The sequence below is a fragment of the Serratia sp. BNK-12 genome, from assembly GCF_047456085.1.
Lineage (GTDB): Bacteria > Pseudomonadota > Gammaproteobacteria > Enterobacterales > Enterobacteriaceae > Serratia > Serratia liquefaciens.
This window is the reverse complement of record NZ_CP179896.1, coordinates 1,270,883-1,295,037: the sequence shown is the minus strand read 5'-3', so window position 1 is coordinate 1,295,037 and position 24,155 is coordinate 1,270,883. Positions and strand designations below refer to the sequence as shown.

Sequence of the window (24,155 nt, the reverse complement as noted above, 5' to 3'; positions counted from 1 at the left end):
TTCCAATACATTGCCACCGCGGCAAACATTCACTCTTTAACTCTATTTGCCCAAGCACACAAGTGCAAGTCCGTGCTGAACTTTATGCCAATAAAGATGATTATTCTGCCTTTTTTTGCTGTTTTTTAAGCCAATGTCACCCTAGCCAGTAGAAAATCATCCCGATATGATAGCGATGCCTGTTCAGACAAAGAGATAACTTAAGATATGTCCTATTCGCAGTCACCTTCTCACTCCACCAGCGGCCTTCATTATTTTGCCGAAGGCTGGCGCCTGATTTCGCGCCCGGGGATTAAACGCTATGTCGTCTTGCCGTTACTGGTCAACGTGCTGTTGATGGGATCCGCCTTCTGGTGGCTGTTCAGTCAGCTGGGTGACTGGATCCCCAGCATGATGAGCCATGTGCCGACCTGGCTGCAGTGGCTAAGCTACGTTTTGTGGCCGCTGGCGGTGATCTCCGTCCTGTTGGTGTTCAGCTATCTGTTCAGCACCATTACCAACCTGATTGCCGCCCCGTTCTGTGGCTTGCTGGCCGAACAGTTGGAAGGCAGCCTGACCGGCAAACCGCTGCCGGATACCGGCATTTTTGGCATTGTGAAAGATCTGCCGCGCATTATGGCGCGCGAATGGCGCAAGCTGGCCTACTACCTGCCGCGCGCGCTGGTGCTGTTGATACTCTATTTCATCCCGGGCATCGGCCAAACGGTGGCGCCGGTGCTGTGGTTCCTGTTCAGCGCCTGGATGTTGGCCATCCAGTATTGCGACTACCCGTTCGATAACCATAAGGTAAGCTTCGCCGATATGCGTCGCGCGCTGCGCCAGCATAAAACCGACAACCTGCAGTTTGGCGCCATGGTCAGCCTGTTCACCATGATCCCCATCCTTAACCTGGTGATCCTGCCGGTCGCGGTGTGCGGTGCCACCGCCATGTGGGTCGATCGTTATCGCCCACAATTCGTCCGTTCCTGAGCCGTTTTATTGGCCGCATTACGATTAATTCTTCGACAGGGCGCGCAATTTGCGCCCTTATCCTTGTGCTTAAAACTTATTTCCTAATAACATATAGATATACCAATTCTTTACTTCCCTGCCGGTACTGTTAGCGTATGCTTTCGACGTTCCCCACATTTTTCATAGAGTTAAAGGACGGGCTATGAGCAAGATATATGAAGACAACTCATTAACAATCGGCCATACGCCGCTGGTTCGTCTGAACCGTATCGGCAACGGACGCATTCTGGCCAAGGTTGAATCACGCAACCCCAGCTTTAGCGTTAAATGCCGCATCGGTGCCAATATGATTTGGGACGCAGAAAAACGTGGCATTTTGGTCGCCGGTAAAGAACTGGTGGAGCCGACCAGCGGCAACACCGGCATCGCGCTGGCGTTCGTCGCCGCGGCGCGTGGCTACAAGCTGACGCTGACCATGCCGGAAACCATGAGCATCGAACGCCGCAAGCTGCTTAAAGCGCTGGGCGCCAACCTGGTGCTGACCGAAGGCGCAAAAGGCATGAAGGGCGCGATCGCCAAGGCGGAAGAAATCGTCGCCACCGATCCGAACCGCTACATCATCCTGCAGCAGTTCAGCAACCCGGCTAACCCGGCGATCCACGAACAAACTACCGGCCCGGAAATCTGGGACGACACCGATGGCGAAGTTGACGTATTCATCTCCGGCGTCGGTACCGGCGGCACGCTGACCGGTGTCAGCCGCTACATCAAAAACACCAAGGGCAAGGCGATCACCACCGTGGCGGTGGAGCCAACCGATTCACCGGTCATCACCCAGGCGCTGGCGGGTGAAGAAATCAAACCGGGCCCGCACAAAATTCAGGGCATCGGCGCAGGCTTTATCCCCGGCAACCTGGATCTCGATCTGGTGGACCGCGTGGAACAAATCACCAACGACGAGGCCATCAGCATGGCGCGCCGCCTGATGGACGAAGAAGGCATCCTGGCGGGCATTTCCTCCGGTGCCGCGGTAGCCGCAGCGGTGAAATTGGCCGAAGAACCGGCGTTCGCCGACAAAACTATCGTGGTGATTTTGCCGTCTTCCGGCGAACGTTATTTGAGCACCGCCCTGTTCGCCGATTTGTTCACCGAGCAAGAATTGCAACAGTAGTGCCAGCCGCGCATAAATCGCTAAAAAAGCACCTTTCGGGGTGCTTTTTTGTGGGCTGGATCAAAGTTTATAGCAGTCAAAGATTGATTTTACCCGTCAGCTTTAGTATTTAACGGTGCATTATTTCGATGCGCAAAATTAATCGCCCTTCATTTCTTGTTTAGGCTGAATCGATTTACTCATTTGTCGCTGATGCGTTAAACACGGCATAATGAAGCGCGGATTGAAACGACGGCGGAAGCCAAATTTTTTGATCTGAAGTGCCAAACTCGTCGTTTTCTGTTGCATCAATGCTCGCCCCTGTACCATAGTCAGGCGCTAACCAGACAAGCTAAAGTCATACCCTTGGGCTAAACTTTAGCTCCACGACACACCAATAAGTTGGGGAAACATCAATGTTCCAGCAAGAAGTTACTATTACCGCTCCGAATGGTCTGCACACTCGCCCTGCCGCTCAGTTCGTTAAAGAAGCCAAAGGCTTCACTTCTGACATCACCGTGACCTCTAACGGGAAAAGCGCCAGCGCCAAAAGCCTGTTCAAACTGCAAACTCTGGGGCTGACTCAAGGGACCGTAGTGACCATCTCCGCTGAAGGTGAAGACGAGCAGAAAGCCGTTGAGCACTTGGTAAAACTGATGGCAGAGCTTGAGTAATCGGCCCGTCTTCTTAGTTAACACCAGTCAAGAGTAAGGTAGGGTTATGATTTCAGGCATTTTAGTATCACCGGGTATCGCTTTTGGTAAGGCTCTCCTACTGAAAGAAGATGAAATTGTCATCAACCGGAAGAAAATCTCTGCAGATGATGTAGAGCAGGAAGTCTCACGTTTTCTTGCCGGCCGCGCCAAAGCGTCCGAGCAGTTGGAAGCGATCAAGACCAAAGCTGGCGAAACCTTCGGCGAAGAGAAAGAAGCTATCTTCGAAGGCCACATCATGCTGTTGGAAGACGAAGAGCTTGAGCAGGAAATCATAGCCCTAATCAAAGATGAGTTGGCTTCTGCAGACGCTGCGGCCTACACCATCATCGAAGGCCAGGCGAAAGCACTGGAAGAACTTGACGATGAATACCTGAAAGAGCGTGCGGCCGACGTACGCGACATCGGTAAACGCCTGCTGCAGAACATTCTGGGTCTGGCTATCGTCGATCTGAGCGCCATCCAGGACGAAGTTATCCTGGTCGCTACCGATTTGACCCCGTCTGAGACCGCACAGTTGAACCTGGACAAAGTGCTGGGCTTCATTACCGATCTCGGCGGCCGGACCTCCCACACCTCCATCATGGCTCGCTCCCTGGAATTGCCGGCAATCGTAGGCACCAGCGACGTGACCAAGCAGGTGAAGAACGACGACTATCTGATTCTGGATGCGGTTAACAACAAAATTTACGTTAACCCGACCGCTGACGTTATCGATCAGCTGAAAGCCGAACAGAACCAGTACGTCACCGAGAAAAACGATCTGGCCAAGCTGAAAGATCTGCCGGCGATTACGCTGGACGGTCATCAGGTTGAAGTCTGTGCCAACATCGGTACCGTGCGCGACGTCGCCGGTGCAGAGCGCAACGGCGCAGAAGGTGTTGGTCTGTATCGTACCGAATTCCTGTTCATGGACCGCGATTCACTGCCGACTGAAGACGAGCAGTTCCAGGCTTACAAAGCCGTTGCGGAAGCCATGGGCTCACAGGCCGTGATCGTCCGTACCATGGACATCGGCGGCGACAAAGACCTGCCGTACATGAACCTGCCGAAAGAAGAGAACCCGTTCCTCGGCTGGCGCGCGATTCGTATCGCCATGGACCGCAGAGAAATCCTGCACGCGCAACTGCGCGCCATCCTGCGCGCTTCCGCGTTCGGCAAACTGCGCATCATGTTCCCGATGATCATTTCCGTGGAAGAAGTCCGCGATCTGAAAGGTGAAATCGAGACGCTGAAGGCGCAGCTGCGTGAAGAATCCAAGGCCTTTGACGAGACCATTGAAGTGGGCGTAATGGTGGAAACACCGGCCGCGGCAGTGATTGCTCATCACCTGGCGAAAGAAGTCGACTTCTTTAGTATTGGGACAAACGATCTAACCCAGTATACTCTGGCGGTAGATCGCGGCAATGAGCTGATTTCTCATCTCTATAACCCGATGTCCCCATCAGTGCTTGGCCTGATCAAACAGGTTATTGATGCATCTCATGCAGAAGGCAAGTGGACCGGTATGTGCGGTGAACTGGCTGGCGATGAGCGTGCTACACTGTTGTTATTGGGCATGGGGCTGGATGAGTTCAGCATGAGTGCGATTTCAATCCCGCGCATCAAGAAAATTATTCGTAATACTAATTTCGAAGATGTGAAGGCGTTGGCAGCGCAAGCCTTGGCACAGCCAACGGCGCAAGATCTGATGAATTGCGTGAATAAATTCATCGAAGAAAAGACGCTCTGCTAAACTTCCACGACACTGGAACGCCGCCCAATTTAATGCTTAGGAGAAGATCATGGGTTTGTTCGATAAACTGAAATCTCTGGTTTCTGATGACAAGAAAGACACGGGCACTATCGAGATCGTAGCTCCACTTTCTGGCGAAATCGTTAATATCGAAGATGTGCCTGACGTAGTATTTGCTGAAAAAATCGTTGGCGACGGTATTGCCATCAAACCTACCGGCAACAAAATGGTTGCCCCGGTTGACGGTACTATCGGTAAAATTTTCGAAACCAACCATGCTTTCTCTATCGAATCCGACAGCGGCATCGAGCTGTTTGTCCACTTCGGTATCGACACCGTTGAACTGAAAGGCGAAGGCTTCAAACGCATCGCTGAAGAAGGCCAGCGCGTCAAGAAAGGTGACGTCGTTATCGAGTTCAACCTGGCCCTGCTGGAAGAGAAAGCCAAGTCTATCCTGACGCCGGTGGTTATCTCCAACATGGACGAGATCAAAGAGCTGATCAAACTGACCGGTAACGTAACCGTTGGTGAGACCCCAATCATCCGCATCAAGAAGTAATTGCGAATGAAATAAGAACGGCGCCCTTGGCGCCGTTTTTTTATGTCACCAGGCTGAATCAGTATGTACTGCACGTACACTCCGAGGCATTTTCAAACTGCCTGCGCCGATAACGCCTATTGCACAACTGAGAATACCCAACGAATTTCGAATTGCAGCCAGGCGGCAAGCGGGGGAATCCCCAGGAGCTTACTCAAGTAAGTGACTGGTGTGCGCACGAGCAGCCAACCAACAACGCGGCGGTTCTAAAGGCGAAGGGTATTATTACTGCCAACGCGGAATGCGCAGAGTAATCACCAATCCTTCCTGTTCGCCGTTGCGCGCCTCAACCTGTCCGCCATGTGCCAGCACCACCTTGCGGGTGATCGCCAGTCCCAGTCCGTAACCCTTGCCCGACATCGACGATTTTACCCTGACGAACGGATCAAAGATGCTGGAAAGCTTCGACTCTTCTACCCCAGGCCCCTGATCGCTGACCTCTATTTGGAACAGTTGGTCGATTCGCGTCAACACCACCGTCACCCGCTGACCATGGCTGGAGAAACGTAACGCGTTGCGCACGATATTATCCACCGCGCGCCGCATCAGCTCGGCATTGCCCTTAACGGTATATTCCACGTCCGAACTGGCCTGTAGCGCAATCTCGACGCCAGGGATTTGCGCTTCGTAACGCGCGTCGCTCACTACCGCATCCACCAGCCCGTACAGATCGAAATACTCTTCGTCCGGCAGACTGTTGCTCTCGGCACGTGACAGCGCCAATAGTTCGCCAATCATTTTATCCAGCCGCCCCGCTTCATGCTCAATGCGTTGCAGCGAGTTCTCGACGTTGCCTGCATTTTGCCGCGCCAGGCCAATGGCCAACTGCAACCGGGCCAACGGTGAACGAAGCTCATGCGAAACGTCGTGCAGCAACTGCTCGCGGGCGCTGACCAACAGCTCCAGCCGCTCGGCCATGCTGTCAAAATCGCGCGCTACCTCGGACAGTTCATCATGTCGCCGGCGCATCGCAGGGAACAAACGCACCGATAAGTCGCCCTGAGCTACGCGGTCAAAACCATCGCGCAGCTTACGCATCGGCCGGGTCAGGTTCCAGGCCAGTACCGTACTGAACAGCAGCCCCGCCAGCCCCCCCACCCAAAGCATCGGCATAGGGATATTGAACACGTGCGGACGCCGGTTCGGGCTATATTCTTCCCGCAGGGCCCGCATGTCGTAACTCAACAGATAGCCCGTGCCACCCGAATCTTTCACCCACGCAGTCACCTCTTTTAACCTGCGGCGCCCCTCAAATACCGGTTCCTCCGCTGCTGGTGGCTGCGCCATCGGCGTTACGGACAGCAAGCGTCGGTCATCATCCGACCAGTCTTTCAGCATGGCATTCAATGCCGGCAGTCCGCCCTCGCGCAATTGGGTGGCGGCCGAAGTCAGTTGCAGCGTAACCGCACGCCGGGCCATCGCGTTTTCCGGTGGCTCATAGCGATCGCCATACAAAGAAAAAGCGACCCACAGCGCCTGGGTCATGATGATAAAGGTCAGCCAGAAGCCGAGCAGGATTTTCCAGAATAGTCTTCCGCGCATGGCCATTACCGAATGCGGTAGCCGATGCTGCGCACCGTTTCAATGCTGAGTGCGTTATCCGTCAACGCCCCCAACTTCTGGCGAATATTGCTGATGTGAACGTCAACGCTGCGGTCATAGGCTTCGCGCGGGCGCCCCAACCCTTTTTCCGATAGCTCGTCTTTTGATACCACGCGTTCGGGCGCGCGCAGCAACAGCTCCAGCAAGTTGAATTCGGAAGCGGTCAGATCGAAAGGTTTACCGCGCCATTCGCTGCTGCGGGTCGATGGGTTGAGGGTCAGCTCACCGAAGTTAATGGCAATTTCGTCGTCCACTTCTTCCGGGCGCTCGTCGAAACGACGCAGCACCGCACGCAGGCGTGCCACCAGCTCACGGGGATAGCATGGCTTGGGCATGTAGTCGTCGGCCCCCATCTCCAACCCGATGACCCGGTCGATATTGTCGCCTTTGGCCGTCAGCATAATGATTGGCATGCGGCTCTTTTTGCGCACGTCGCGCAGCACGTCGATGCCGCTCATGTCCGGCAGCATGATGTCGAGGATCATTGCGGTGTAATCGCCAGACAGCGCGCCTTCCACGCCCGCTTTGCCGGTCAGCACCAGCGTGGCATTGAAACCTTCGCCAGTCAGATATTCACTCAGCATGGTGCCGAGTTCGAGGTCATCATCGACCAATAAAATTTTCATGCCTTGCTCCTTCGCGGATTTTCGTCATTTTCACGCCTATTTGCCTGCTTCGCAGCCGGTTTTACTCAATCCTTACATATTCCTGAATGCCACTTAACCGCAGCCCGGCCGACGGCGCGTTAAATTAGTGCCAACAGATTTTCGCCACGCTTTATGCCAGGGAAGCTTCTCCTCATGCCATCGTTTCAACGCTTAAAACGCTATCTGCCGCCCACTGTTATTGTGGCCGCTATCGCCCTATTTCTCTACTTCCGATCCCACGACGCTACAGAAACGCCCCGGTATATCACAGCGGTAGCGCAAACCCGTGACCTGGAACAAACGGTGCTGGCCGACGGTACGATAGAAGCGCAAAAACAGGTTAGCGTCGGCGCTCAGGTATCGGGCCAGATTAAGGCCCTGTACGTGGCGCTGGGCGACAAAGTGCATAAAGGCCAGCGAGTGGCTGAGATTGATGACTTAACCCAGCAGAACGCCCTGAGGGACGCGGAAGCGGCATTGAAGAACGTTCAGGCACAGCGCGCGTCCAAAATGGCGGCGCTGCACAACAATCAGCTGGTTTATCAGCGTCAGCAGGCCATAGTGGCGCGTGGCGTCGGGGTCCGCGCAGATTTGGACAGCGCTCAGGCCACGTTGATTGCCACCCGCGCCGATATCAACGCGCTGGATGCGCAGATCATTCAGGCGCAAATCGCGGTCAACACCGCGCAGGTTAACCTCGGTTACACCAAAATCACCTCGCCGATCGACGGCACCATCGTCGCGTTACCGGTAGAAGAAGGCCAAACGGTGAACGCAGTCCAAAGCGCCCCCACCATCGTCAAAGTCGCTCAGTTGGCGACCATGACTGTCGAAGCGCAAATATCCGAAGCCGATGTGGTCAAGGTGAAAACCGGCATGCCGGTCTATTTCACCATCCTCGGCGAACCGGGCAAGCGTTATAGCACCCAGCTGCGGGCCATAGAGCCGGCACCAGACTCGATCAACGACGAAACCACTTCGACCAGCACCAGCACGTCTAGCAGCACTTCCAGCTCCAGCACCGCAATTTACTACAACGGCCTGTTTGATGTGGCAAACCCGGACGGCGCGCTGCGCATCTCAATGACTGCGCAGGTGTATATCGTGTTGGCCAAAGCGGAAAATGCGGTGGTGATCCCCGCAACCGCGCTGGAAGGCGACTGGGTACAGGTGGTGGATAAGCAGGGCAATATCGCCCGCCGTCCGGTCAAGGTCGGTATCAATAACAACGTCGACGCACAGATTATCAGCGGCGTGTTGGCCGGTGAGAAAGTGATCGTCAGCCAGGCCAATGCCACGAGCCAAAGCCCCGCCCGTCGTATGGGCCCGCCACCGATGGGGATGTGATGATGGCCTCACAACCCCTACTGCAACTGCAGGGTATCAGCCGCCGTTTTCAGGCCGGTGACCAAAACGTCACCGTGCTCAAGGAGATCAATCTCAGCATTGCCCAAGGCGAGATGGTGGCCATCGTGGGCGCCTCCGGCTCGGGTAAATCAACCTTGATGAACATTCTCGGCTGCCTCGATCGCCCAAGCGAAGGGGATTATCAGGTGGCCGGCCGCAGTACCGCACGGCTGGATCGCGACAGCCTGGCCGAACTGCGCCGCGAACATTTCGGTTTTATCTTCCAACGCTATCATTTACTGGGGGATCTTAGCGCCCAAGGCAACGTGGAAGTCCCTGCGGTGTATGCCGGCCATGCCCGCAGCGCACGCCAACAACGCGCCGCCGATCTGCTGCAAAGGCTCGGCCTGGCGCAACGGTTGAATTATCGTCCCAGCCAGCTCTCCGGTGGCCAGCAGCAACGTGTCAGTATCGCTCGCGCATTGATGAACGGTGGCGAGGTAATCTTGGCAGACGAACCCACCGGCGCGCTGGACAGCCACAGCGGGCAAGAAGTGATGAGCATCCTGAAAGACTTGCACGCTCGCGGCCATACGGTGGTGATTGTCACTCACGATATGCAAGTTGCCGAACATGCTCAGCGCATCATTGAGCTTAGTGACGGCGAGATTGTCGCCGACCGACGGAAAACAACGGCCCACACCGTGGCACGCCTACCGATAGCGCTGGATAACGCCGTCAGCCGCTGGCAATCGCAACGCGATCGCCTGTACGAAGCATTCAAAATGGCGCTGCTGGCGATGGCCTCACAACGCCTGCGCACCCTACTGACCATGCTCGGCATTATCATCGGCATTGCCTCGGTAGTATCGGTGGTGGCGCTGGGCAAAGGCTCTCAGCAGCAGGTGCTGGCCAACATCAACGCCATGGGCACCAGCACGCTGGAGGTCTATCCGGGCAAAGATTTCGGCGATATGCGTTCTGCTGCAGTACAGACGCTGCGGGCCACCGACGCCGATGCGCTGGCGCAGCAGGGCTACGTGCACAGCGTCACGCCGACCGTTTCAAGCAGCACCACCTTCCGCTATGGCAATCAGTCGGTCAGCGGCACGGTCAATGGCGTCGGTGAGCAGTATTTTCTGGTGCGCGGTTACAGCATCGACAGCGGCATGGCGTTTAACCGCCATAGCGTCGACCAATTGATGCAGGAAGCGGTGATTGACGAAAATACCCGCAACAAACTGTTTCCTCACGGCGCCAACCCGCTTGGCGAAGTGATCCTGCTCGGCTCGCTGCCGTGTCGCATTATCGGCGTCGCCGCCAAAAAACAGAGCGGTTTCGGCAGCGACGAGAATCTGAACGTCTGGATCCCCTACACCACCGCCATGAAACGCATGCTGGGCCAGAGCTACCTGAAAAGCATCACCGTGCGGGTGAACGACGATATCGATCTCACCAGCGCCGAAGACGGCGTCACCCGTCTGCTGAGCCAGCGCCATGGCGGCAAGGACTTCTTTGTGATGAATACCGACAGCATTCGCCAAACCATTGAGAAAACCACCGCCACCCTGACGCTGCTGGTGTCGATGATCGCATTGATTTCTCTGGTGGTGGGTGGCATTGGGGTAATGAATATCATGCTGGTGTCGGTGACCGAACGCACCCGCGAAATCGGCGTGCGTATGGCGGTCGGTGCCCGCGCCAGCGACATCATGCAACAATTTTTAATTGAGGCGGTACTGGTGTGCCTGCTGGGCGGCACATTGGGGGTTCTGCTGTCGCTGGGGATTGGCGTGGTGTTCAGTCAATTCAGCGACAATTTCACGATGGTGTATTCCACCGAGTCCATTGTCGCCGCGTTTATCTGTTCGACGCTGATCGGGGTGATTTTTGGCTTCTTCCCGGCAAGACGCGCTGCCGGGATGGATCCGATACATGCGTTGGAAAGGGAGTAACCCTCAACCGAAAACGCCGGTGGAGAGGTAGCGATCGCCGCGATCGCAGATGATCGCCACAATCACGCTGCCCGGGTTCGCCGCTGCGATCCGCAACGCACCGGCCACCGCACCGCCGGAGCTGACGCCGCAGAAAATGCCTTCGCGCTGCGCCAGCTGACGCATGGTCTGCTCGGCGTCGGTTTGCTCGATATCCAACACCTGATCCACCAGATCCGGGCGGAAAATACCCGGCAGATAAGCCGGTGCCCAGCGGCGAATACCGGGAATATTGCTGCCTTCCGCCGGTTGCAAGCCAATGATCTGCACCTGCGGATTTTGGCTCTTCAGGTAGCCGCCCACGCCGGTAATGGTGCCGGTGGTGCCCATGCTGGAGACGAAATGGGTGACCCGCTGCTGGCTCTGCTGCCAGATTTCCGGGCCGGTGGTGGTGAAGTGGGCGTAGGGATTGTCCAGATTGTTGAACTGATCCAGCACCTTGCCCTGCCCCTGATTCTGCATGTCCAACGCCAGGTCACGCGCCCCTTCCATGCCCACTTCCCGGCTGACCAGGATCAGCTCGGCCCCGTAGGCGCGCATCGCCGCCTGGCGTTCCAGACTCATGTTTTCCGGCATCAGCAGCGTCAAAGCGTAGCCTTTCAACGCCGCGATCATCGCCAGCGCAATGCCGGTATTGCCGCTGGTGGCCTCAATCAGCCGGTCACCGGGTTTTATCTCACCGCGCAATTCCGCCTGCTGGATCATCGCCAGCGCGGCGCGGTCCTTCACCGAGCCCGCCGGATTATTGCCTTCCAGCTTGACCCAAACCTCGCTGCCCAGTCCTGCGGCCAGACGTTGTAATTTTACCAGCGGGGTATTGCCGATGCATTGTTCGAGCGTTGTCACGTGCTTTGCCTGTGTGTTGAAGTGCGTAATGTAAAAAGGCAACCCCAGGGTTGCCTTTAAAATGATGTTGGGAGGTAAAAACTATCAGGCGCTTTTAGCTAACGCAACAGGTTGTAGCAGCCGATCGCCAGCGTACAGGCGCGCATTCAGGCTGCCGACGTAATAACGGCCACCGCGAACCGGCGGCTCGTTACCGTCAGGCAACACCACGCTGATAGGTTCCTGGTGCCAACCGATCGGCTGAACGGTCATCTGCCAGAAGTGGCCACGCGGGCTAACCTCCAGCACCTGCACCGGCAACGGGCAGCGTTCGCTGCTCTCGGTGCCCACTTCCATCTCCCAAGGCCGCAGGAACAGATCCACGCTGCCCTGATGCATCGGCTGGAACGACAGCGGCCACTGGTGCGCGCCGACGAACAGTTGCGAGCCGCGGATTTCGCCGCTCAGGCGGTTCACTTCGCCCATGAACTCCAGCACAAAGCGGCTGGCCGGTTCGCGGACAATTTCTTCCGGCGAACCTACCTGCTCAATATTGCCCTGGCTCATCACCACGATGCGGTCGGCCACTTCCATCGCCTCTTCCTGATCGTGGGTGACGAACACGCTGGTAAACTTCAGCTCTTCATGCAACTGACGCAACCAACGGCGCAGTTCTTTACGCACCTGGGCATCCAGCGCACCAAAAGGTTCGTCCAGCAGCAGAATCTGCGGCTCTACCGCCAGTGCACGAGCCAAAGCTACGCGTTGCTTCTGGCCGCCGGAAAGCTGTGAGGGATAGCGGTTGGCCAAATGATCCAGCTGCACCATCTCCAGCAGTTGGGTCACTTTTTGTTTGATTGCCGCGGCATTCGGACGCTCACGACGCGGCAGCACGCTCAGGCCAAAGGCAATGTTGTCGAACACCGTCATATGGCGGAACAGCGCGTAATGCTGGAACACGAAACCCACCCGGCGATCGCGCGCATGCACATGGCTGACGTCGGTGCCGTGGAAGCCCAGCTTGCCGCCGCTCTGGTTTTCCAGCCCGGCAATAATGCGCAGCAGCGTGGTTTTGCCGGAGCCCGACGGCCCCAACAACGCCACCATCTCACCGGAGGCAATATCGAGCGAGATATCGTTCAATACCTTGGTACGACCGAAGAACTTGTTGATACCGTTAATCTCAATGCTCATGACTTTCCTCCCGCTCGAGACGTGCATTCTGGCGTTCCAGACGCCATTGCAGGCCACTCTTCAAAAATAGGGTCACTATCGCCATCAGGGTCAGTAACCCGGCGGCGGTAAAGGAGCCAACAGTGTTGTAATCCTGTTGCAATAACTCGACCTGCAGCGGCAGGCTAAAGGTCTCGCCGCGAATAGAACCGGACACCACCGACACCGCGCCGAATTCGCCAATGGCGCGCGCGTTGGTCAGCACCACGCCGTACAGCAGCGCCCAGCGAATGTTCGGCAACGTCACCCGGCGGAACATCTGCCAGCCGGAAGCGCCCAGTAAAATGGCGGCCTCGTCTTCCTGGCTACCCTGGCTCAGCATCATCGGCACCAGCTCACGCACCACGAACGGACAGGTCACGAAAATGGTCACCAACACCATGCCCGGCCAGGAAAACATGATCTGGATATTGTGCGCATCCAGCCAACCGCCCAGCAGGCCATTACTGCCGTAAAACAGCAGGTAAATCAGCCCCGCCACCACCGGTGAAACGGCAAACGGGATGTCGATCAACGTCAGCAGCAGCTGGCGGCCCGGGAAAGTGAACCGCGTCACCAGCCAGGCCAGCAAGGTGCCGAACACCAGGTTGAACGGCACGGTAATCAGGGCAATCAGCACCGTCAGCCAGATAGCGTGCAACATGTCGCGATCGACCAGGTTGCTCCACATCGCGCCAGCGCCCTTGGAAAAGGCTTCGGCGAAAATGGAAACGATCGGCACCACCAGCAGCAATACCGAAAACAGCACGCCGATACCGATCAGCGTCCACTTGCCCCAATTGACGCGCGGGCGTTCGACACCGTTGAACTCAGAGATATCCGCCATCAGTGCCCCCCGATGCGTCGGCCAAAGCGGCTTTGCAGAACGTTAATGCTGAACAGCAGCAGCAGCGAAGCCGCCAGGATCACCGAGGCAATCGCACTGGCCGCCGGATAATCGAACTCCTGCAGACGAACGAAAATCATCAGCGAGGTCACTTCCGTCTTCCAGGCGATGTTGCCGGCGATGAAAATCACCGCACCAAACTCGCCCAGGCTGCGGGTAAAGGAAATGGCCGTGCCGGCCAGCAGCGCCGGTGCCAACTCCGGCATCACCACGCGGCGAAAACTCTGCCAGCGGGTTGCGCCCAGGGTCTCTGCGGCCTCTTCATATTCGGGCCCCAGCTCTTCCAGCACCGGTTGAACGGTACGCACCACGAAGGGCAAGCTGGTGAAGGCCATCGCCACCGCGATGCCAAGCCAGGTGAACGTCACCTTGATGTCAAAATGCGCCAACCATTGGCCATACCACCCGGTGGTGGAGAACAGCCCCGCCAGCGTCAAACCGGCCACCGCCGTCGGCAGCGCAAACGGCAGGTCGATCAGGCCGTCCAGCAGCGTGCGCCCGGGGAAACGATAGCGAGTCAGGATCCAGGCCATCAGCATGCCGAACACCGCGTTGAACAAGCTGGCGACGCCCGCCGCCAGCAACGTGACCTTATAGGCTGCAACCACCTGCGGGTTGGAAACCACTTCCCAATATTGCGCCAGGCTCATCTGCGCCAGCTGCATCACCAGTGCGCTGAGCGGCAGCAGCAGGATCAGGCAAGTGTAAAACAGGCTGCTTCCCAGACTGAGACCAAACCCAGGCAGAACCCGTTTGCTGGACAACAACATTACTTATGCCCTGCCGCTAACAGTTGATCCAACTCGCCACCGGTAGAAAAGTGCGTCTTCATCACCTGTGGCCAGCCACCAAACTGATCTTCTACACGGAACAGTTTGGTCTGCGGGAACTGGCCCTTCGCGGCCGCCATCGCCTGTTTGTCATACACGCGATAGTAGAAGCTGGTGATCACCTGCTGCGCAGCCGGGCTGTAGAGGTAATTCAAATAATCTTTGGCGGCCTGTTCAGTACCGTTTCTTTCCACGTTTTTGTCGACCCAGGCGACCGGGAACTCCGCCAGAATATCGACCGGCGGCACGATCACCTGATACTTGTCTTCGCCATACTGCTTGCGGATATTGTTCACTTCCGACTCAAAACTGATCAGCACGTCACCCAGGCCGCGTTCCACAAAGGTAGTAGTCGCACCGCGACCGCCGGTGTCAAACACCAGCACGTTTTTCAGGAAACGGGTCATAAAGGCACGGGTTTTGGCCTGATCGTTGCCGTCAGCCTGGCTGGCGGCTCCCCAGGCAGCCAGATAGGTATAACGGCCGTTGCCGGAGGTTTTCGGGTTCGGGAACACCAGCTTCACATCGTCGCGCACCAAATCGTTCCAGCTATGGATGCCTTTTGGGTTGTCCTTGCGCACCAGGAAAGCCATGGTGGAATAGAAAGGTGAGCTGTTGTTCGGTAAGCGAGCCTGCCAGTCAGCCGGAATAAGTTGGCCGCGATCGTGCAGGATCTGCACGTCGGTCACCTGGTTGTAGGTCACGACGTCGGCACGTAACCCCTGCAATATGGCCAGCGCCTGCTTGGAAGAGCCAGCGTGAGATTGTTTGATGGTCAGCTTGTCGCCCGGATGCTGCTGGTTCCACTGCTGTTCAAAACCCGGGTTCAGTGCGGTAAACAATTCACGGGAAACGTCATAGGAGCTGTTCAGCAGCTCAGCGGCCGAAACGGTACCGCTGGCTAACAGCGCCGCCGCCAACCATCCTTTCAGCATGAAATTTTTAACCCGTGTTTGTTTCATTGTGCACCTTATAGCTGAATCAATCCGCCGGGCTTTCGCCCTGATGTTGACCAGTGTATTTATAACTAGGTGCGGAGCTGTAACGCTTTTATATACCGTTTAGTGATTTTCAAGCATCAAACGCTATAAGGCAGGGGCAGAGCGGTGTGGCAGAGGAGGAAGTTAATCCGGAGCCGGCATGGCCGACCCCGGAGGAAAGGTTAAAGCGACAGCAGGCGCGTCAACGAAGGCGCAAAGTAATAGCTGCCGGTCACCGCACGGCTAAAACGCAGCATCGCATCACGTTTGCCGTCCAAATCGCCAAACATGCTCAGCAGTTGTTTTTCGATGTTATGCAGGCGGGCGCAATAGGCGATGAAATATAGCCCGTGTTTACCGCTGGCAGTACCGTAAGGCAGGCTCTGACGCAAAATCTTCAGGCCTTTGCCGTCTTCTTTCAGATCGACACGGCTGACATGCGAGGTGTCAGGACGCTGCTCCGGCGGCAACTCTTCGCTGTCGTGCTTGGTGCGGCCGATAATCTGCTCCTGCTGCTCGGTGGTAAAGCGCTGCCACTGACGCAGGTTATGTTCATAACGCTGCACCAGCACGTAGCTGCCACCTGCGTCTTCTTCACCTTCGGCGATGACCGCCACTTCAGGACGTTTATCGCCCTGCGGATTTTCAGTGCCGTCGATAAAGCCGCTCAGATCGCGCTCTTCCACCCAGCGGAATCCGTGGGTTTCTTCTTCAATCTTGATGGCGTTGCCGAACGCTGCCAGCGCCGCCTGCGCCAGCGTAAAGTTAACGTCATGACGCAAGGATTGGATGTGGATCAACAGATCGCGCTGGGTGGCCGGGGCCAACCCTTTGCCCAGCGGGGTGAATGGCTTCAGCTCTTTTGCGCCCTGACCGCTGGAAAGGTCGTGCCAGACGTCATAGCCAAAGGCGATCACCGCACCCAAATGCGCATCGGGAAACTGCTGTTGCAGCTCGGTCAACGTCTGGCAAAACTGCTTGCAGCCCTGGCGCAAATCGGCGAATTCGCCCTGCACGGTGGCTTCCATAAAAATGGCGAAGCGGCAGTGTTCCAGTAAAATACCGCTCTGAACCTGGGTCATTATCGTTATCCTCAAAATCGAAATCGAGTAACAGGCTGCTGTATACCCGTCGTCTTTAAAGTCGCAGCGTTGTTACCTGCTTACAAGACCCCTCCGTAGGTCTTGCCCCTTCGGGGCCGCTACAAGCAGCGTTCAAATCTGTTCCCGACAGATTTGTCGCTCACCCCCGTTACTTACTCAAGTAAGCGCCCGGGGTGAGCGAGCTGGCCGCCTGGCTGCAACTTTAAAGCCATAGGGTATATGTCTAGATTTCCTGTTACGAATGCGCAGTATCATACCCGATGAAAACGGGATTGCCTTGCATCAGCGCAAAGAAAATAGGGTTACCCATAACCGGGCAATCTTGCCCAAAGGTAGCGGTGATTTAACGTTCAGTGGGGATGGAAACCAGATAAATCAGGGGCGCCGCGGATCGGGCGCCCAGGGGGAAGCTTTATTGCGGTTTGGCGTGCCAGATGATCTTGCTGACCGTCCAGCTTTTCAGCGTGTCATCCGGTGGGATGATATCTTGCGGGCCGGCCCACTTGCCGTCGAAGATATAGGTGACGTACTTGCTCTGCTGTGCGACGCACTCGACCTTGCCGGCATCATCGCCGTCGGCCGGTTTACAGGCACCGAACGCCTTGCTGTACAGGTCACTGAACGGCGTGCCCAGCTTGCTGCCCCACTCGGTCGCGACTTTGCTGTCCATCACGTCCACGCGCTGCACGTGACCCTTGGGTTCCCCGGTGATCACCAGCTTCACGTCGTTGCCGTCCATCGCCTGGTAGTAGGAAACTATTTTGCCCTGGCTGGTAGCCATGCCACCGCGCAGGCGGTAATCGCCATTCAGCCCGTCGTTAATGGCGCTTTCCGACATCGTGGTACCGGCGTTGAGGTCACCAACGCCCTTGGCGCTGACTTCGAGGCTGCTGCCAAACCAGTTAAATGGCGACAGGCTGGACCAAGAGAAATTGGACATCGTCGAACAGCCGGTCAGTAACAGCGGAAGCCCTAACAACAGTGGGCGAACATTCATTTTTAGCTCCTTAACATCAATGACGGGGCACAGCCTGCTCTGCCCTGCCGCACTTGGCGTTTTGTTGCGTGTCAGCCTCTCACAACTGTCCACGCATCGCCATCGGTTGCGAGCTTGGAGTGCGGAAAATGAGAAAAGTGCCGCACTGTGCGGCAATTAACCCGCCTCATCCTGTACCACGAAACAGGCCTTAAGACGCGCACTCAGCAGCAAGTAAGCCAGCGCCAACGCATCGAGCAGCGCCAACACGATGTCCAACGCCGAAGGATTGTCGTCTTGCTGCCACAGGCTAAACAGGGAACCGCCCAGCGCTGCCAGCAGCGAAGCAATCAGTACCCAGCGCCAGGCACGCCATAGCCGTGGCCACTGGTGACGACGCGGAGCAATCAAAAATGCCAACGCCGCCGGCAGCCCCAGCACGATGCCATACCAGAACCATTGGGTGTCCGGGTAAAACAGCGATAGCAGGCCTTCCCCCTGCTGGCGCGAAACCCCGGCCATCACAAACAGGATCCAGGTGCGGGCCTGTAAAATCAGTACGCCCCAAAACCACAGCGGCAAACGCAACGCACCGTGCTGATCGTAATCGTCGGGAGAAAAACGGGGTGGAAGTGGCTTCAACATCGATTCCTTGCCAATATCATGATGATTTTTCAAATGGGTGCCGTGTTTATTGTTTTCAATGCGCGCGCTTAAGAACCCCTTAAGATTTTCATGCTTTACTTAACCCCATCAAACCAGCAGTCCTGATTGGCAGGGCTTTGATTCTAGATTGAGATAAGGAAGCTTAAGATGAAAAAATATACCCTGGCAGCATTAATTGCTCTGTGCAGCGCACCGGTTATGGCTCAGCAAGGCGGGTTCCTCGATCCTGCGGCACCGCAAACGCACACCCAAAACACGCAGCAAGGCGGATTTTCCGGCCCTAGCGCCGCGTTGACCACCGTCGACAAGGTCAAGTCAATGAGTGATGACACCTGGGTGATGCTGCAAGGCAACATTGAGCAACGCGTCGGCGACGAGACCTATACCTTCCGCGACGCCAGCGGCACGCTGACGGTCGAGATCGACAAAAAACGCTGGAACGGTCAGACCATCACCCCGAAAGATAAAGTGCAGTTGGAAGGGAAAGTGGATAAAGACTGGAGTAACGTGGAAGTCGACGTGAAAACCATCAAAAAACTGCCCTAACGCGCAGTTTGGGCGGTGAAGCCTCACCGCCCAAAGTATCGCTCAATATTCCTGATCTTCGATCAGCCGCTTGCCCAGGCTGGTAATGCTCTGGATCTCGTAACCGAGTTTCTCGTACATCTCGATCACCGTGTCGTTATCTTCCCGCACCATCAGTTGGATCTTCGGGCAACCGCGCGCGATCAATTTTTTCTCTAACCGGCTGATCAACGCATTGGCGATACCGCGTCCGCGATAATCTGGATGCACCCCGAGATAATACGCCGAACCACGATGACCGTCGTATCCCCCCATCACCGATCCCACGACTTCTCCGCCCACTTCCGCGACCAGAAACAGATCCGGATCGTGATTCAGTTTGCGCTCAATATCCATCTCAGGATCGTTCCACGGCCGCAGCAGATCGCAGCGCTCCCACAGGGTAATGACTTCTTCAAAGTCGTCTTGTCGAAATACGCGAATTTCCATCGATGTTCGCCGCTGTTAATTAAGATGTTTATCTGATTATCGCGGGATTATTCACTTACGCAATATCAAACTGCGATTTCCCCGGGCAATAATGCAGAAATCCCCGGTAACTCGCGTAATAAATGGACATAGTTATCCGGTCGATTAATGATTATCAATACGATATAACGTCGCAAAATAGAATTTGTCGATGGAGCGTAGCGTTATGAAAAAGCAGGTTAAACCCTTCCTCAATTTTAAACCGCTCCCCGTTTCCCCCACGCGACGTCAATTACTGCTTTCTGGTCTGGCGCTGGTGCTGCTCGGCAGCAAGAGCCAAACGGCCCAAGCCGAAACCGGCGGCATGCTGCGCAAGCAACACGCTAAAACTGCGCCCAAACCCAGCGGCAGCAAAAGGCTGGTGATGATCGATCCCGGTCACGGCGGCATCGATTCGGGCGCCGTCGGCAGAGAAGGTTCGCAGGAAAAACACGTGGTGCTGGAGATTGCCAACCACGTGCGTCGCATTCTGCACGAACAGGAACACGTTGAAGTGCGCCTGACGCGGGAAGAAGACGAGTTTATCCCCCTGTTTCAGCGGGTGGAGATTGCCCACCAGCATCAGGCCGATCTGTTTATCTCTATCCATGCCGACGGTTTTACCAGCCCGGAAGCCTCCGGTGCCTCGGTGTTTGCCCTGTCCAATCGCGGTGCCAGCAGCGCCATGGCGCGTTATCTGTCCAACCGCGAAAATGCCGCCGATGACGTGGCCGGTGGCAAATACAAAAATCAGGACAACTATCTGCAGCAGGTGCTGTTCGACCTGGTGCAAACCGATACCATCAACAACAGCCTGACGCTCGGCCGCCACGTGCTCGGCCAGATCCGCCCGGTGCATCATCTGCACAGCAACAGCACCGAACAGGCGGCGTTCGCGGTGCTGAAATCCCCGTCGATTCCGTCGGTACTGGTCGAAACCTCGTTTATCACCAATCCGGCGGAAGAGCGCCTGCTTGGCACCACCGCATTCCGCGAGAAAATAGCCCGCGCCATCGCCGACGGCGTGATCAGTTTCTTCAGCTATTACGATTCACACCAACGAAAACCCGGCTGATACTGCCAGCCACGGTGAATAAAGGTATACTCTGCGGCTTGTTCAGTCAGACGCTGTGAATTAATCCGTATGAGTTTATCGACCATCGCAGAAGTAAAATCCTTCCTGCTGGCACTGCAGGACCGCATCTGCACGCAGCTGGCTCAGGCCGACGGCGGCGCCGTTTTCAACGAGGACCGCTGGACGCGGGAAGAAGGCGGCGGTGGCCGCAGCCGGGTATTGACCGACGGCGCGGTGTTCGAACAAGCGGGCGTCAACTTCTCACACGTCTCCGGTGCCACCCTGCCCGCCTCCGCTACCGCGCACCGCCCCGAGTTGGCCGGCCGCAGCTTCCAGGCGATGGGCGTGTCGTTGGTGATCCACCCGCGCAGCCCTTATATCCCGACCAGCCACGCCAACGTGCGGTTTTTCATTGCGGAAAAGCCGGGCGAAGAACCGGTGTGGTGGTTTGGCGGCGGCTTTGATCTGACCCCCTTCTACGGCTTTGAAGAAGATGCCATTCATTGGCACCGCACCGCCGAACAGCTGTGCGCCCCCTTCGGCGAGCAGGTGTATCCCAAATACAAAAAGTGGTGCGATGACTATTTCTTTATCAAGCACCGCAACGAAGCGCGCGGCATCGGCGGCCTGTTCTTTGACGATCTCAACACGCCCGACTTCGCTACCTGCTTCGCGTTTACCCAAGCGGTGGGCGAAGGCTTCCTCGATGCCTATTTGCCGATCGTGGAAAAACGCAAGGCGCTGAGTTGGGGCGATAACCAACGTCAGTTCCAGCTGTATCGCCGTGGCCGCTACGTCGAGTTCAATTTAGTCTGGGATCGCGGCACGTTGTTTGGCTTGCAAACCGGCGGACGTACCGAATCTATCCTGATGTCGATGCCGCCGCTGGTACGCTGGGAATACAACTATCAACCGGCGGAAGACAGCCCGGAAGCGGCCCTTTACCGTGATTTCCTGCCGGTGCGCGATTGGTTGAAGGAGCCGGAATAATGCAGATTTGGGTCGATGCGGACGCCTGTCCCAACGTGATCAAAGAAGTGCTGTTCCGCGCGGCGGATCGTACCGCCATGTCGGTAACGCTGGTCGCCAACCAACCGCTGAGAACGCCGCCTTCCAGGCATATCCACACTCTGCAGGTGGCGGCCGGTTTTGACGTGGCGGATAACGAAATCGTGCGCCGCTGCGAGAAAGGCGATCTGGTGATCACCGCCGATATCCCGCTGGCTGCCGAGGTGATCGAAAAAGGCGCGGTGGCGCTGAATCCGCGCGGGGAACGCTATACGCCAGACACCATTCGTGAGCGCCTGAACATGCGCGACTTTATGGACACCCTGCGCTCCAGCGGTATCCAGACCGGCGGCCCGAATACGCTGAACCAGCGCGACCGTCAGCAGTTCGCCAACGAGCTGGACAAGTGGTTGCAGCAGGCAAAACGGGCGCAGTGATTGCGCCCGTACTCCGCTTAGAATCGCACCTCCCCGCCGAAGATATAGGTTCGGCCGCGGGCGGTGTTGGTCGGTGTGAAGTCCTGTGACTGGGACGGCATCGAGTTCATCTTGTTCAACGCATCGGAATAGTCTCTGTCCATCAGGTTCTGCACGCTGAATTTCAACAGCAGGTTACGGTTGAACTGATAGGTGCTGTACAGATCGATAATCGTCGGAATGTGCGGCGCAGGCTCTTTCAGCAATTGCTCATTTTCGTCCCGATCCGAATTTGGCGACAGGCGAACCGCTTTACCCGTGTATTTGACCAATCCGCCCAGCGTCAGTTTCTCGTCCAGCAAACGAACCCCAGAATCTAACGTGAAATAAAACTCCGGCAGTTCGCTGATGTCACCGGCACCGAATTCGTTGCTGGCCTGATTGGTCGGTTGGCTGGTGTGCTCTTTGCTCAGGGAGAGTTTGGTGTAGGCGAAACCGGCATCATACATTGCCTCTACTTCCACCCCACGCATTCTGACCGGCTCATAAGCATTGCTGTACATGGTCATCACGACATTCTCATCGGCGTTATCCCACTCTTCCTGCGTAGCCTGGGAGCGGTTGCACTTCTCGCGATTGCTGCACACCATGTAGTTTTGGCTGGAAATGTAATTTTTGATCTTTGATTCAAAATACACCGCCTTCAGCTGGAAGCTGTCCTGCTTGAACAACAGGTCATGAGCATTGGCGTTGAAGCCGGCCTGGTAGGTTTCGGCGGTTTCGCCCTTCAGGAACGGGTTCATCGACTGCCCGCCGCTGTTGGCGAAGAATACCTCCTGAATATTCGGCCCGCGCATCGACTTGCTGTAGCTGACAAACGGCTGCAACCATGGCGTCACCTGCGCCGATAACAGCACCGACGGATTAAAACCGTGCTCTTTCAAATTGATATTGCTGGCCCCCTGCGGGAAGCAGGCCACTCGCTCATCACAGGCAGGTTTATAACCGGAAATATCATAGGAACTGTAGTTCAGATCAAAGTTGCTCTGCCAGATGCCGTAGTTAAGCTGCAGCCCACTGTAAAGGCTGGCGATATTTTGTTTACCCGCGATCCCCACCGGCGAACTTTCCGCCTGGTTATCGTCGGTTACCAGCCCGGATGCGTGCTTCTTGTATTCGTTACGGATCAGCTTGCCACCATAACTGAAGGCAAAATCGACCTCCTGCAGGCTGAAACGGCTGGTGTTATTGACGTCCAGCGCGTCCGAGATATTTTTCGCCTTACTGTCGCTAAACCCTGCCATATTGTCAGACATGAATTTCTGCTCACCGCGGCTGGTACTGGCTGTCAGATTAAAATCAATCAGCTCGGAGAAAGGCGCATAGTGATATTTAATATAGAAGTCATTACTGTCGATATGACGGCGGGTTATTTTATTCTGGTAGGTCCTGGCCGACAGTTCGATACTATTAAAAGCGTCTGGCTTAATATCGACTTTGAATAACTGGGATTTAGGGTTCTGTCGATAAGTTTTATCAACGTTAAACTCTTCACTGTCAAAACCGGAGCCGTTTTTGTAATTAGACGTGATGGAACTGCCGCTGATGGCTGCCATCGCGCCCAGGCTGCCGCCTTCGCCAAAGGCGCCGGTTTTCCCGCCCACGGCAATCATGCCGCTGCGGCCAATGCCGTTATTGCCCACGGAAAATTTGGTGCGCACGCCAAAGGGATTATCGGAAAACACCACGTCATCCACACCCAGGGTGCGGAAGTTGGCGCTGCCTGCCAACGCATTCACTCCGGCGGAGCCCGTCGCATTGCCGCGCGCTACATCAACGCCGACGATAAAATTGGGGTCGATCAGCGCACCGAACTGGCTGGTGGGTAACCCGCCATGGGCTGCATCGCTCGGCGAACTGCCGTAGTAGTTCTGGGTAATACCGTCCACCATGGTATTAACGCGGCCAAAGCCGCTCATGCCGCGGATATTGACGCTAACCGATCCCTGGCCCGGATCGATTTGGGTATAGGTGCCCGGCATGCTGCGCAAAATGCTGTCTACCGATTCGAGATTCTTATTTTCCCCTCGTGAGCTGAAGGCACCCAGTTTTTCCAACGCCTCCTTTTCGCTACGGTCGCTTTCTGTCGCAGCCGAAACGTTCAACGGGCTAAACACCACGTTGCCGTTGCCATTATCTGCCCCGTCTTGCGCAGCCGTCGCCGTCCCGCTCAGCGCTATTCCCGCACCGATCAGGCTTACCAGTAATTTAATTTTCATAGATCCCCAGAAATGACCAAAAAGATGTTATGGCCGACAATGCCCAGCACAAAGCCCGCCGAAATCGACGGTAAAATTAACGCTTTATCGTTTTAATAAGCCGCCAGGT

24 protein-coding genes are annotated in these 24,155 nt (G+C 56.2%); 11 read left to right on the top strand and 13 right to left on the bottom strand.

Translation table 11 applies throughout. From position 1 onward, the window contains the following. The first annotated feature begins 207 nt into the window (after nucleotides 1–207). Nucleotides 208–969, top strand: coding sequence for a sulfate transporter CysZ (cysZ, locus tag ACMGG1_RS05825; protein ID WP_020827988.1), 762 nt, complete (start codon nucleotides 208–210; stop codon nucleotides 967–969). A gap of 184 nt (nucleotides 970–1,153) precedes the next feature. Then, nucleotides 1,154–2,122: a cysteine synthase A gene (gene cysK, locus ACMGG1_RS05820; protein WP_044552772.1), complete on the top strand. Its 969-nt coding sequence runs from the start codon at nucleotides 1,154–1,156 to the stop codon at nucleotides 2,120–2,122. Between the two features lie 138 nt (nucleotides 2,123–2,260). Here cysK and ACMGG1_RS05815 read toward each other — a convergent pair whose 3' ends face one another. Beyond that, the gene (locus tag ACMGG1_RS05815; RefSeq protein ID WP_020827990.1) at nucleotides 2,261–2,410 is read right to left on the bottom strand and encodes a hypothetical protein; all 150 of its coding nucleotides are present in this window, start codon (nucleotides 2,408–2,410) and stop codon (nucleotides 2,261–2,263) included. A gap of 107 nt (nucleotides 2,411–2,517) precedes the next feature. Here ACMGG1_RS05815 and ptsH point away from each other — a divergent pair, with 107 nt between their 5' ends. The 3 genes from ptsH to crr are packed head-to-tail and all read left to right on the top strand — an operon-like array spanning nucleotide 2,518 to nucleotide 5,108. Continuing rightward, a complete protein-coding gene (gene ptsH / locus ACMGG1_RS05810) occupies nucleotides 2,518–2,775 on the top strand; it encodes a phosphocarrier protein Hpr (RefSeq protein ID WP_004936458.1) in 258 nt (85 codons plus the stop codon). 46 nt (nucleotides 2,776–2,821) lie between these two features. Next, nucleotides 2,822–4,549: a phosphoenolpyruvate-protein phosphotransferase PtsI gene (gene ptsI, locus ACMGG1_RS05805; protein WP_020827991.1), complete on the top strand. Its 1,728-nt coding sequence runs from the start codon at nucleotides 2,822–2,824 to the stop codon at nucleotides 4,547–4,549. Between the two features lie 49 nt (nucleotides 4,550–4,598). After that, nucleotides 4,599–5,108: a PTS glucose transporter subunit IIA gene (gene crr / locus ACMGG1_RS05800; RefSeq protein WP_012146162.1), complete on the top strand. Its 510-nt coding sequence runs from the start codon at nucleotides 4,599–4,601 to the stop codon at nucleotides 5,106–5,108. 264 nt (nucleotides 5,109–5,372) lie between these two features. Here the strand turns inward: crr and ACMGG1_RS05795 are convergent, their stop codons facing one another. Next, nucleotides 5,373–6,689, bottom strand: coding sequence for an ATP-binding protein (locus ACMGG1_RS05795; RefSeq protein ID WP_273854350.1), 1,317 nt, complete (start codon nucleotides 6,687–6,689; stop codon nucleotides 5,373–5,375). A gap of 5 nt (nucleotides 6,690–6,694) precedes the next feature. After that, on the bottom strand, nucleotides 6,695–7,375 hold the full coding sequence (locus tag ACMGG1_RS05790; RefSeq protein WP_020827993.1) for a response regulator transcription factor: 681 nt from the start codon (nucleotides 7,373–7,375) through the stop codon (nucleotides 6,695–6,697). Nucleotides 7,376–7,549: 174 nt separating this feature from the next. On the opposite strand from ACMGG1_RS05790, the gene ACMGG1_RS05785 reads away from it, so the two are divergent. Beyond that, nucleotides 7,550–8,743 (top strand): efflux RND transporter periplasmic adaptor subunit, encoded by a 1,194-nt coding sequence (locus ACMGG1_RS05785; RefSeq protein ID WP_122079960.1) that lies wholly within the window; start codon nucleotides 7,550–7,552, stop codon nucleotides 8,741–8,743. Between the two features lie 2 nt (nucleotides 8,744–8,745). Further along, entirely contained in the window at nucleotides 8,746–10,698 is a 1,953-nt protein-coding gene (locus tag ACMGG1_RS05780; RefSeq protein ID WP_261109278.1) for a MacB family efflux pump subunit, read from the top strand. A 3-nt stretch (nucleotides 10,699–10,701) separates the two neighbouring features. Here the strand turns inward: ACMGG1_RS05780 and cysM are convergent, their stop codons facing one another. From cysM to ACMGG1_RS05740, 8 genes are all read right to left on the bottom strand, one after another. Further along, nucleotides 10,702–11,583, bottom strand: coding sequence for a cysteine synthase CysM (gene cysM / locus ACMGG1_RS05775; protein ID WP_020827996.1), 882 nt, complete (start codon nucleotides 11,581–11,583; stop codon nucleotides 10,702–10,704). An 84-nt stretch (nucleotides 11,584–11,667) separates the two neighbouring features. Continuing rightward, a complete protein-coding gene (gene cysA, locus ACMGG1_RS05770) occupies nucleotides 11,668–12,756 on the bottom strand; it encodes a sulfate/thiosulfate ABC transporter ATP-binding protein CysA (protein WP_142814720.1) in 1,089 nt (362 codons plus the stop codon). Further along, nucleotides 12,746–13,621, bottom strand: coding sequence for a sulfate/thiosulfate ABC transporter permease CysW (cysW, locus tag ACMGG1_RS05765; protein WP_115058357.1), 876 nt, complete (start codon nucleotides 13,619–13,621; stop codon nucleotides 12,746–12,748). The genes cysA and cysW overlap by 11 nt, the downstream gene beginning before the upstream one ends. Then, nucleotides 13,621–14,451, bottom strand: a complete 831-nt coding sequence (gene cysT, locus ACMGG1_RS05760) for a sulfate/thiosulfate ABC transporter permease CysT (RefSeq protein ID WP_020827999.1) — start codon at nucleotides 14,449–14,451, stop codon at nucleotides 13,621–13,623. The genes cysW and cysT overlap by 1 nt, the downstream gene beginning before the upstream one ends. Then, the gene (locus ACMGG1_RS05755) at nucleotides 14,451–15,473 is read right to left on the bottom strand and encodes a sulfate ABC transporter substrate-binding protein (RefSeq protein ID WP_020828000.1); all 1,023 of its coding nucleotides are present in this window, start codon (nucleotides 15,471–15,473) and stop codon (nucleotides 14,451–14,453) included. The genes cysT and ACMGG1_RS05755 overlap by 1 nt, the downstream gene beginning before the upstream one ends. A 200-nt stretch (nucleotides 15,474–15,673) precedes the next feature. Then, nucleotides 15,674–16,573, bottom strand: coding sequence for a Dyp-type peroxidase (locus ACMGG1_RS05750; RefSeq protein ID WP_115058356.1), 900 nt, complete (start codon nucleotides 16,571–16,573; stop codon nucleotides 15,674–15,676). Between the two features lie 433 nt (nucleotides 16,574–17,006). Next, entirely contained in the window at nucleotides 17,007–17,591 is a 585-nt protein-coding gene (locus ACMGG1_RS05745; RefSeq protein WP_217331692.1) for an RpoE-regulated lipoprotein, read from the bottom strand. 156 nt (nucleotides 17,592–17,747) lie between these two features. Then, complete coding sequence (locus ACMGG1_RS05740) at nucleotides 17,748–18,212, bottom strand: DUF2919 domain-containing protein (RefSeq protein WP_046374996.1); 465 nt, start codon at nucleotides 18,210–18,212, stop codon at nucleotides 17,748–17,750. Nucleotides 18,213–18,383: 171 nt separating this feature from the next. Between ACMGG1_RS05740 and ACMGG1_RS05735 the strand changes: the two genes are divergently transcribed. Then, entirely contained in the window at nucleotides 18,384–18,782 is a 399-nt protein-coding gene (locus ACMGG1_RS05735; protein ID WP_142814718.1) for a YgiW/YdeI family stress tolerance OB fold protein, read from the top strand. Nucleotides 18,783–18,824: 42 nt separating this feature from the next. Here ACMGG1_RS05735 and ACMGG1_RS05730 read toward each other — a convergent pair whose 3' ends face one another. Further along, nucleotides 18,825–19,250, bottom strand: coding sequence for a GNAT family acetyltransferase (locus ACMGG1_RS05730; RefSeq protein WP_020828005.1), 426 nt, complete (start codon nucleotides 19,248–19,250; stop codon nucleotides 18,825–18,827). Nucleotides 19,251–19,455: 205 nt separating this feature from the next. On the opposite strand from ACMGG1_RS05730, the gene amiA reads away from it, so the two are divergent. The 3 genes from amiA (at nucleotide 19,456) to ACMGG1_RS05715 (ending at nucleotide 21,788) form a co-directional block, all read left to right on the top strand. Beyond that, complete coding sequence (amiA, locus tag ACMGG1_RS05725; RefSeq protein ID WP_020828006.1) at nucleotides 19,456–20,343, top strand: N-acetylmuramoyl-L-alanine amidase AmiA; 888 nt, start codon at nucleotides 19,456–19,458, stop codon at nucleotides 20,341–20,343. A 69-nt stretch (nucleotides 20,344–20,412) separates the two neighbouring features. Further along, nucleotides 20,413–21,333 (top strand): oxygen-dependent coproporphyrinogen oxidase, encoded by a 921-nt coding sequence (gene hemF / locus ACMGG1_RS05720; protein ID WP_020828007.1) that lies wholly within the window; start codon nucleotides 20,413–20,415, stop codon nucleotides 21,331–21,333. Next, nucleotides 21,333–21,788 (top strand): YaiI/YqxD family protein, encoded by a 456-nt coding sequence (locus ACMGG1_RS05715; protein ID WP_020828008.1) that lies wholly within the window; start codon nucleotides 21,333–21,335, stop codon nucleotides 21,786–21,788. Before hemF ends, ACMGG1_RS05715 begins: the two co-directional genes overlap by 1 nt. A gap of 17 nt (nucleotides 21,789–21,805) precedes the next feature. On the opposite strand, the gene ACMGG1_RS05710 is transcribed toward ACMGG1_RS05715, so the two are convergent. After that, nucleotides 21,806–24,046, bottom strand: coding sequence for a TonB-dependent receptor domain-containing protein (locus ACMGG1_RS05710; RefSeq protein WP_414161214.1), 2,241 nt, complete (start codon nucleotides 24,044–24,046; stop codon nucleotides 21,806–21,808). Between the last annotated feature and the right edge of the window lie 109 nt (nucleotides 24,047–24,155).

What these genes read in the sequence shown, in the direction of transcription:
- cysZ (WP_020827988.1), top strand. Translation starts at nt 208, where the DNA reads ATGTCCTATTCGCAGTCACCTTCTCACTCCACCAGCGGCCTTCATTAT.
- cysK (WP_044552772.1), top strand. Translation starts at nt 1,154, where the DNA reads ATGAGCAAGATATATGAAGACAACTCATTAACAATCGGCCATACGCCG.
- ACMGG1_RS05815 (WP_020827990.1), bottom strand. Translation starts at nt 2,410, where the DNA reads ATGCAACAGAAAACGACGAGTTTGGCACTTCAGATCAAAAAATTTGGC.
- ptsH (WP_004936458.1), top strand. Translation starts at nt 2,518, where the DNA reads ATGTTCCAGCAAGAAGTTACTATTACCGCTCCGAATGGTCTGCACACT.
- ptsI (WP_020827991.1), top strand. Translation starts at nt 2,822, where the DNA reads ATGATTTCAGGCATTTTAGTATCACCGGGTATCGCTTTTGGTAAGGCT.
- crr (WP_012146162.1), top strand. Translation starts at nt 4,599, where the DNA reads ATGGGTTTGTTCGATAAACTGAAATCTCTGGTTTCTGATGACAAGAAA.
- ACMGG1_RS05795 (WP_273854350.1), bottom strand. Translation starts at nt 6,689, where the DNA reads ATGCGCGGAAGACTATTCTGGAAAATCCTGCTCGGCTTCTGGCTGACC.
- ACMGG1_RS05790 (WP_020827993.1), bottom strand. Translation starts at nt 7,375, where the DNA reads ATGAAAATTTTATTGGTCGATGATGACCTCGAACTCGGCACCATGCTG.
- ACMGG1_RS05785 (WP_122079960.1), top strand. Translation starts at nt 7,550, where the DNA reads ATGCCATCGTTTCAACGCTTAAAACGCTATCTGCCGCCCACTGTTATT.
- ACMGG1_RS05780 (WP_261109278.1), top strand. Translation starts at nt 8,746, where the DNA reads ATGGCCTCACAACCCCTACTGCAACTGCAGGGTATCAGCCGCCGTTTT.
- cysA (WP_142814720.1), bottom strand. Translation starts at nt 12,756, where the DNA reads ATGAGCATTGAGATTAACGGTATCAACAAGTTCTTCGGTCGTACCAAG.
- cysW (WP_115058357.1), bottom strand. Translation starts at nt 13,621, where the DNA reads ATGGCGGATATCTCTGAGTTCAACGGTGTCGAACGCCCGCGCGTCAAT.
- cysT (WP_020827999.1), bottom strand. Translation starts at nt 14,451, where the DNA reads ATGTTGTTGTCCAGCAAACGGGTTCTGCCTGGGTTTGGTCTCAGTCTG.
- ACMGG1_RS05755 (WP_020828000.1), bottom strand. Translation starts at nt 15,473, where the DNA reads ATGAAACAAACACGGGTTAAAAATTTCATGCTGAAAGGATGGTTGGCG.
- ACMGG1_RS05750 (WP_115058356.1), bottom strand. Translation starts at nt 16,573, where the DNA reads ATGACCCAGGTTCAGAGCGGTATTTTACTGGAACACTGCCGCTTCGCC.
- ACMGG1_RS05745 (WP_217331692.1), bottom strand. Translation starts at nt 17,591, where the DNA reads ATGAATGTTCGCCCACTGTTGTTAGGGCTTCCGCTGTTACTGACCGGC.
- ACMGG1_RS05735 (WP_142814718.1), top strand. Translation starts at nt 18,384, where the DNA reads ATGAAAAAATATACCCTGGCAGCATTAATTGCTCTGTGCAGCGCACCG.
- ACMGG1_RS05730 (WP_020828005.1), bottom strand. Translation starts at nt 19,250, where the DNA reads ATGGAAATTCGCGTATTTCGACAAGACGACTTTGAAGAAGTCATTACC.
- amiA (WP_020828006.1), top strand. Translation starts at nt 19,456, where the DNA reads ATGAAAAAGCAGGTTAAACCCTTCCTCAATTTTAAACCGCTCCCCGTT.
- hemF (WP_020828007.1), top strand. Translation starts at nt 20,413, where the DNA reads ATGAGTTTATCGACCATCGCAGAAGTAAAATCCTTCCTGCTGGCACTG.
- ACMGG1_RS05715 (WP_020828008.1), top strand. Translation starts at nt 21,333, where the DNA reads ATGCAGATTTGGGTCGATGCGGACGCCTGTCCCAACGTGATCAAAGAA.
- ACMGG1_RS05710 (WP_414161214.1), bottom strand. Translation starts at nt 24,046, where the DNA reads ATGAAAATTAAATTACTGGTAAGCCTGATCGGTGCGGGAATAGCGCTG.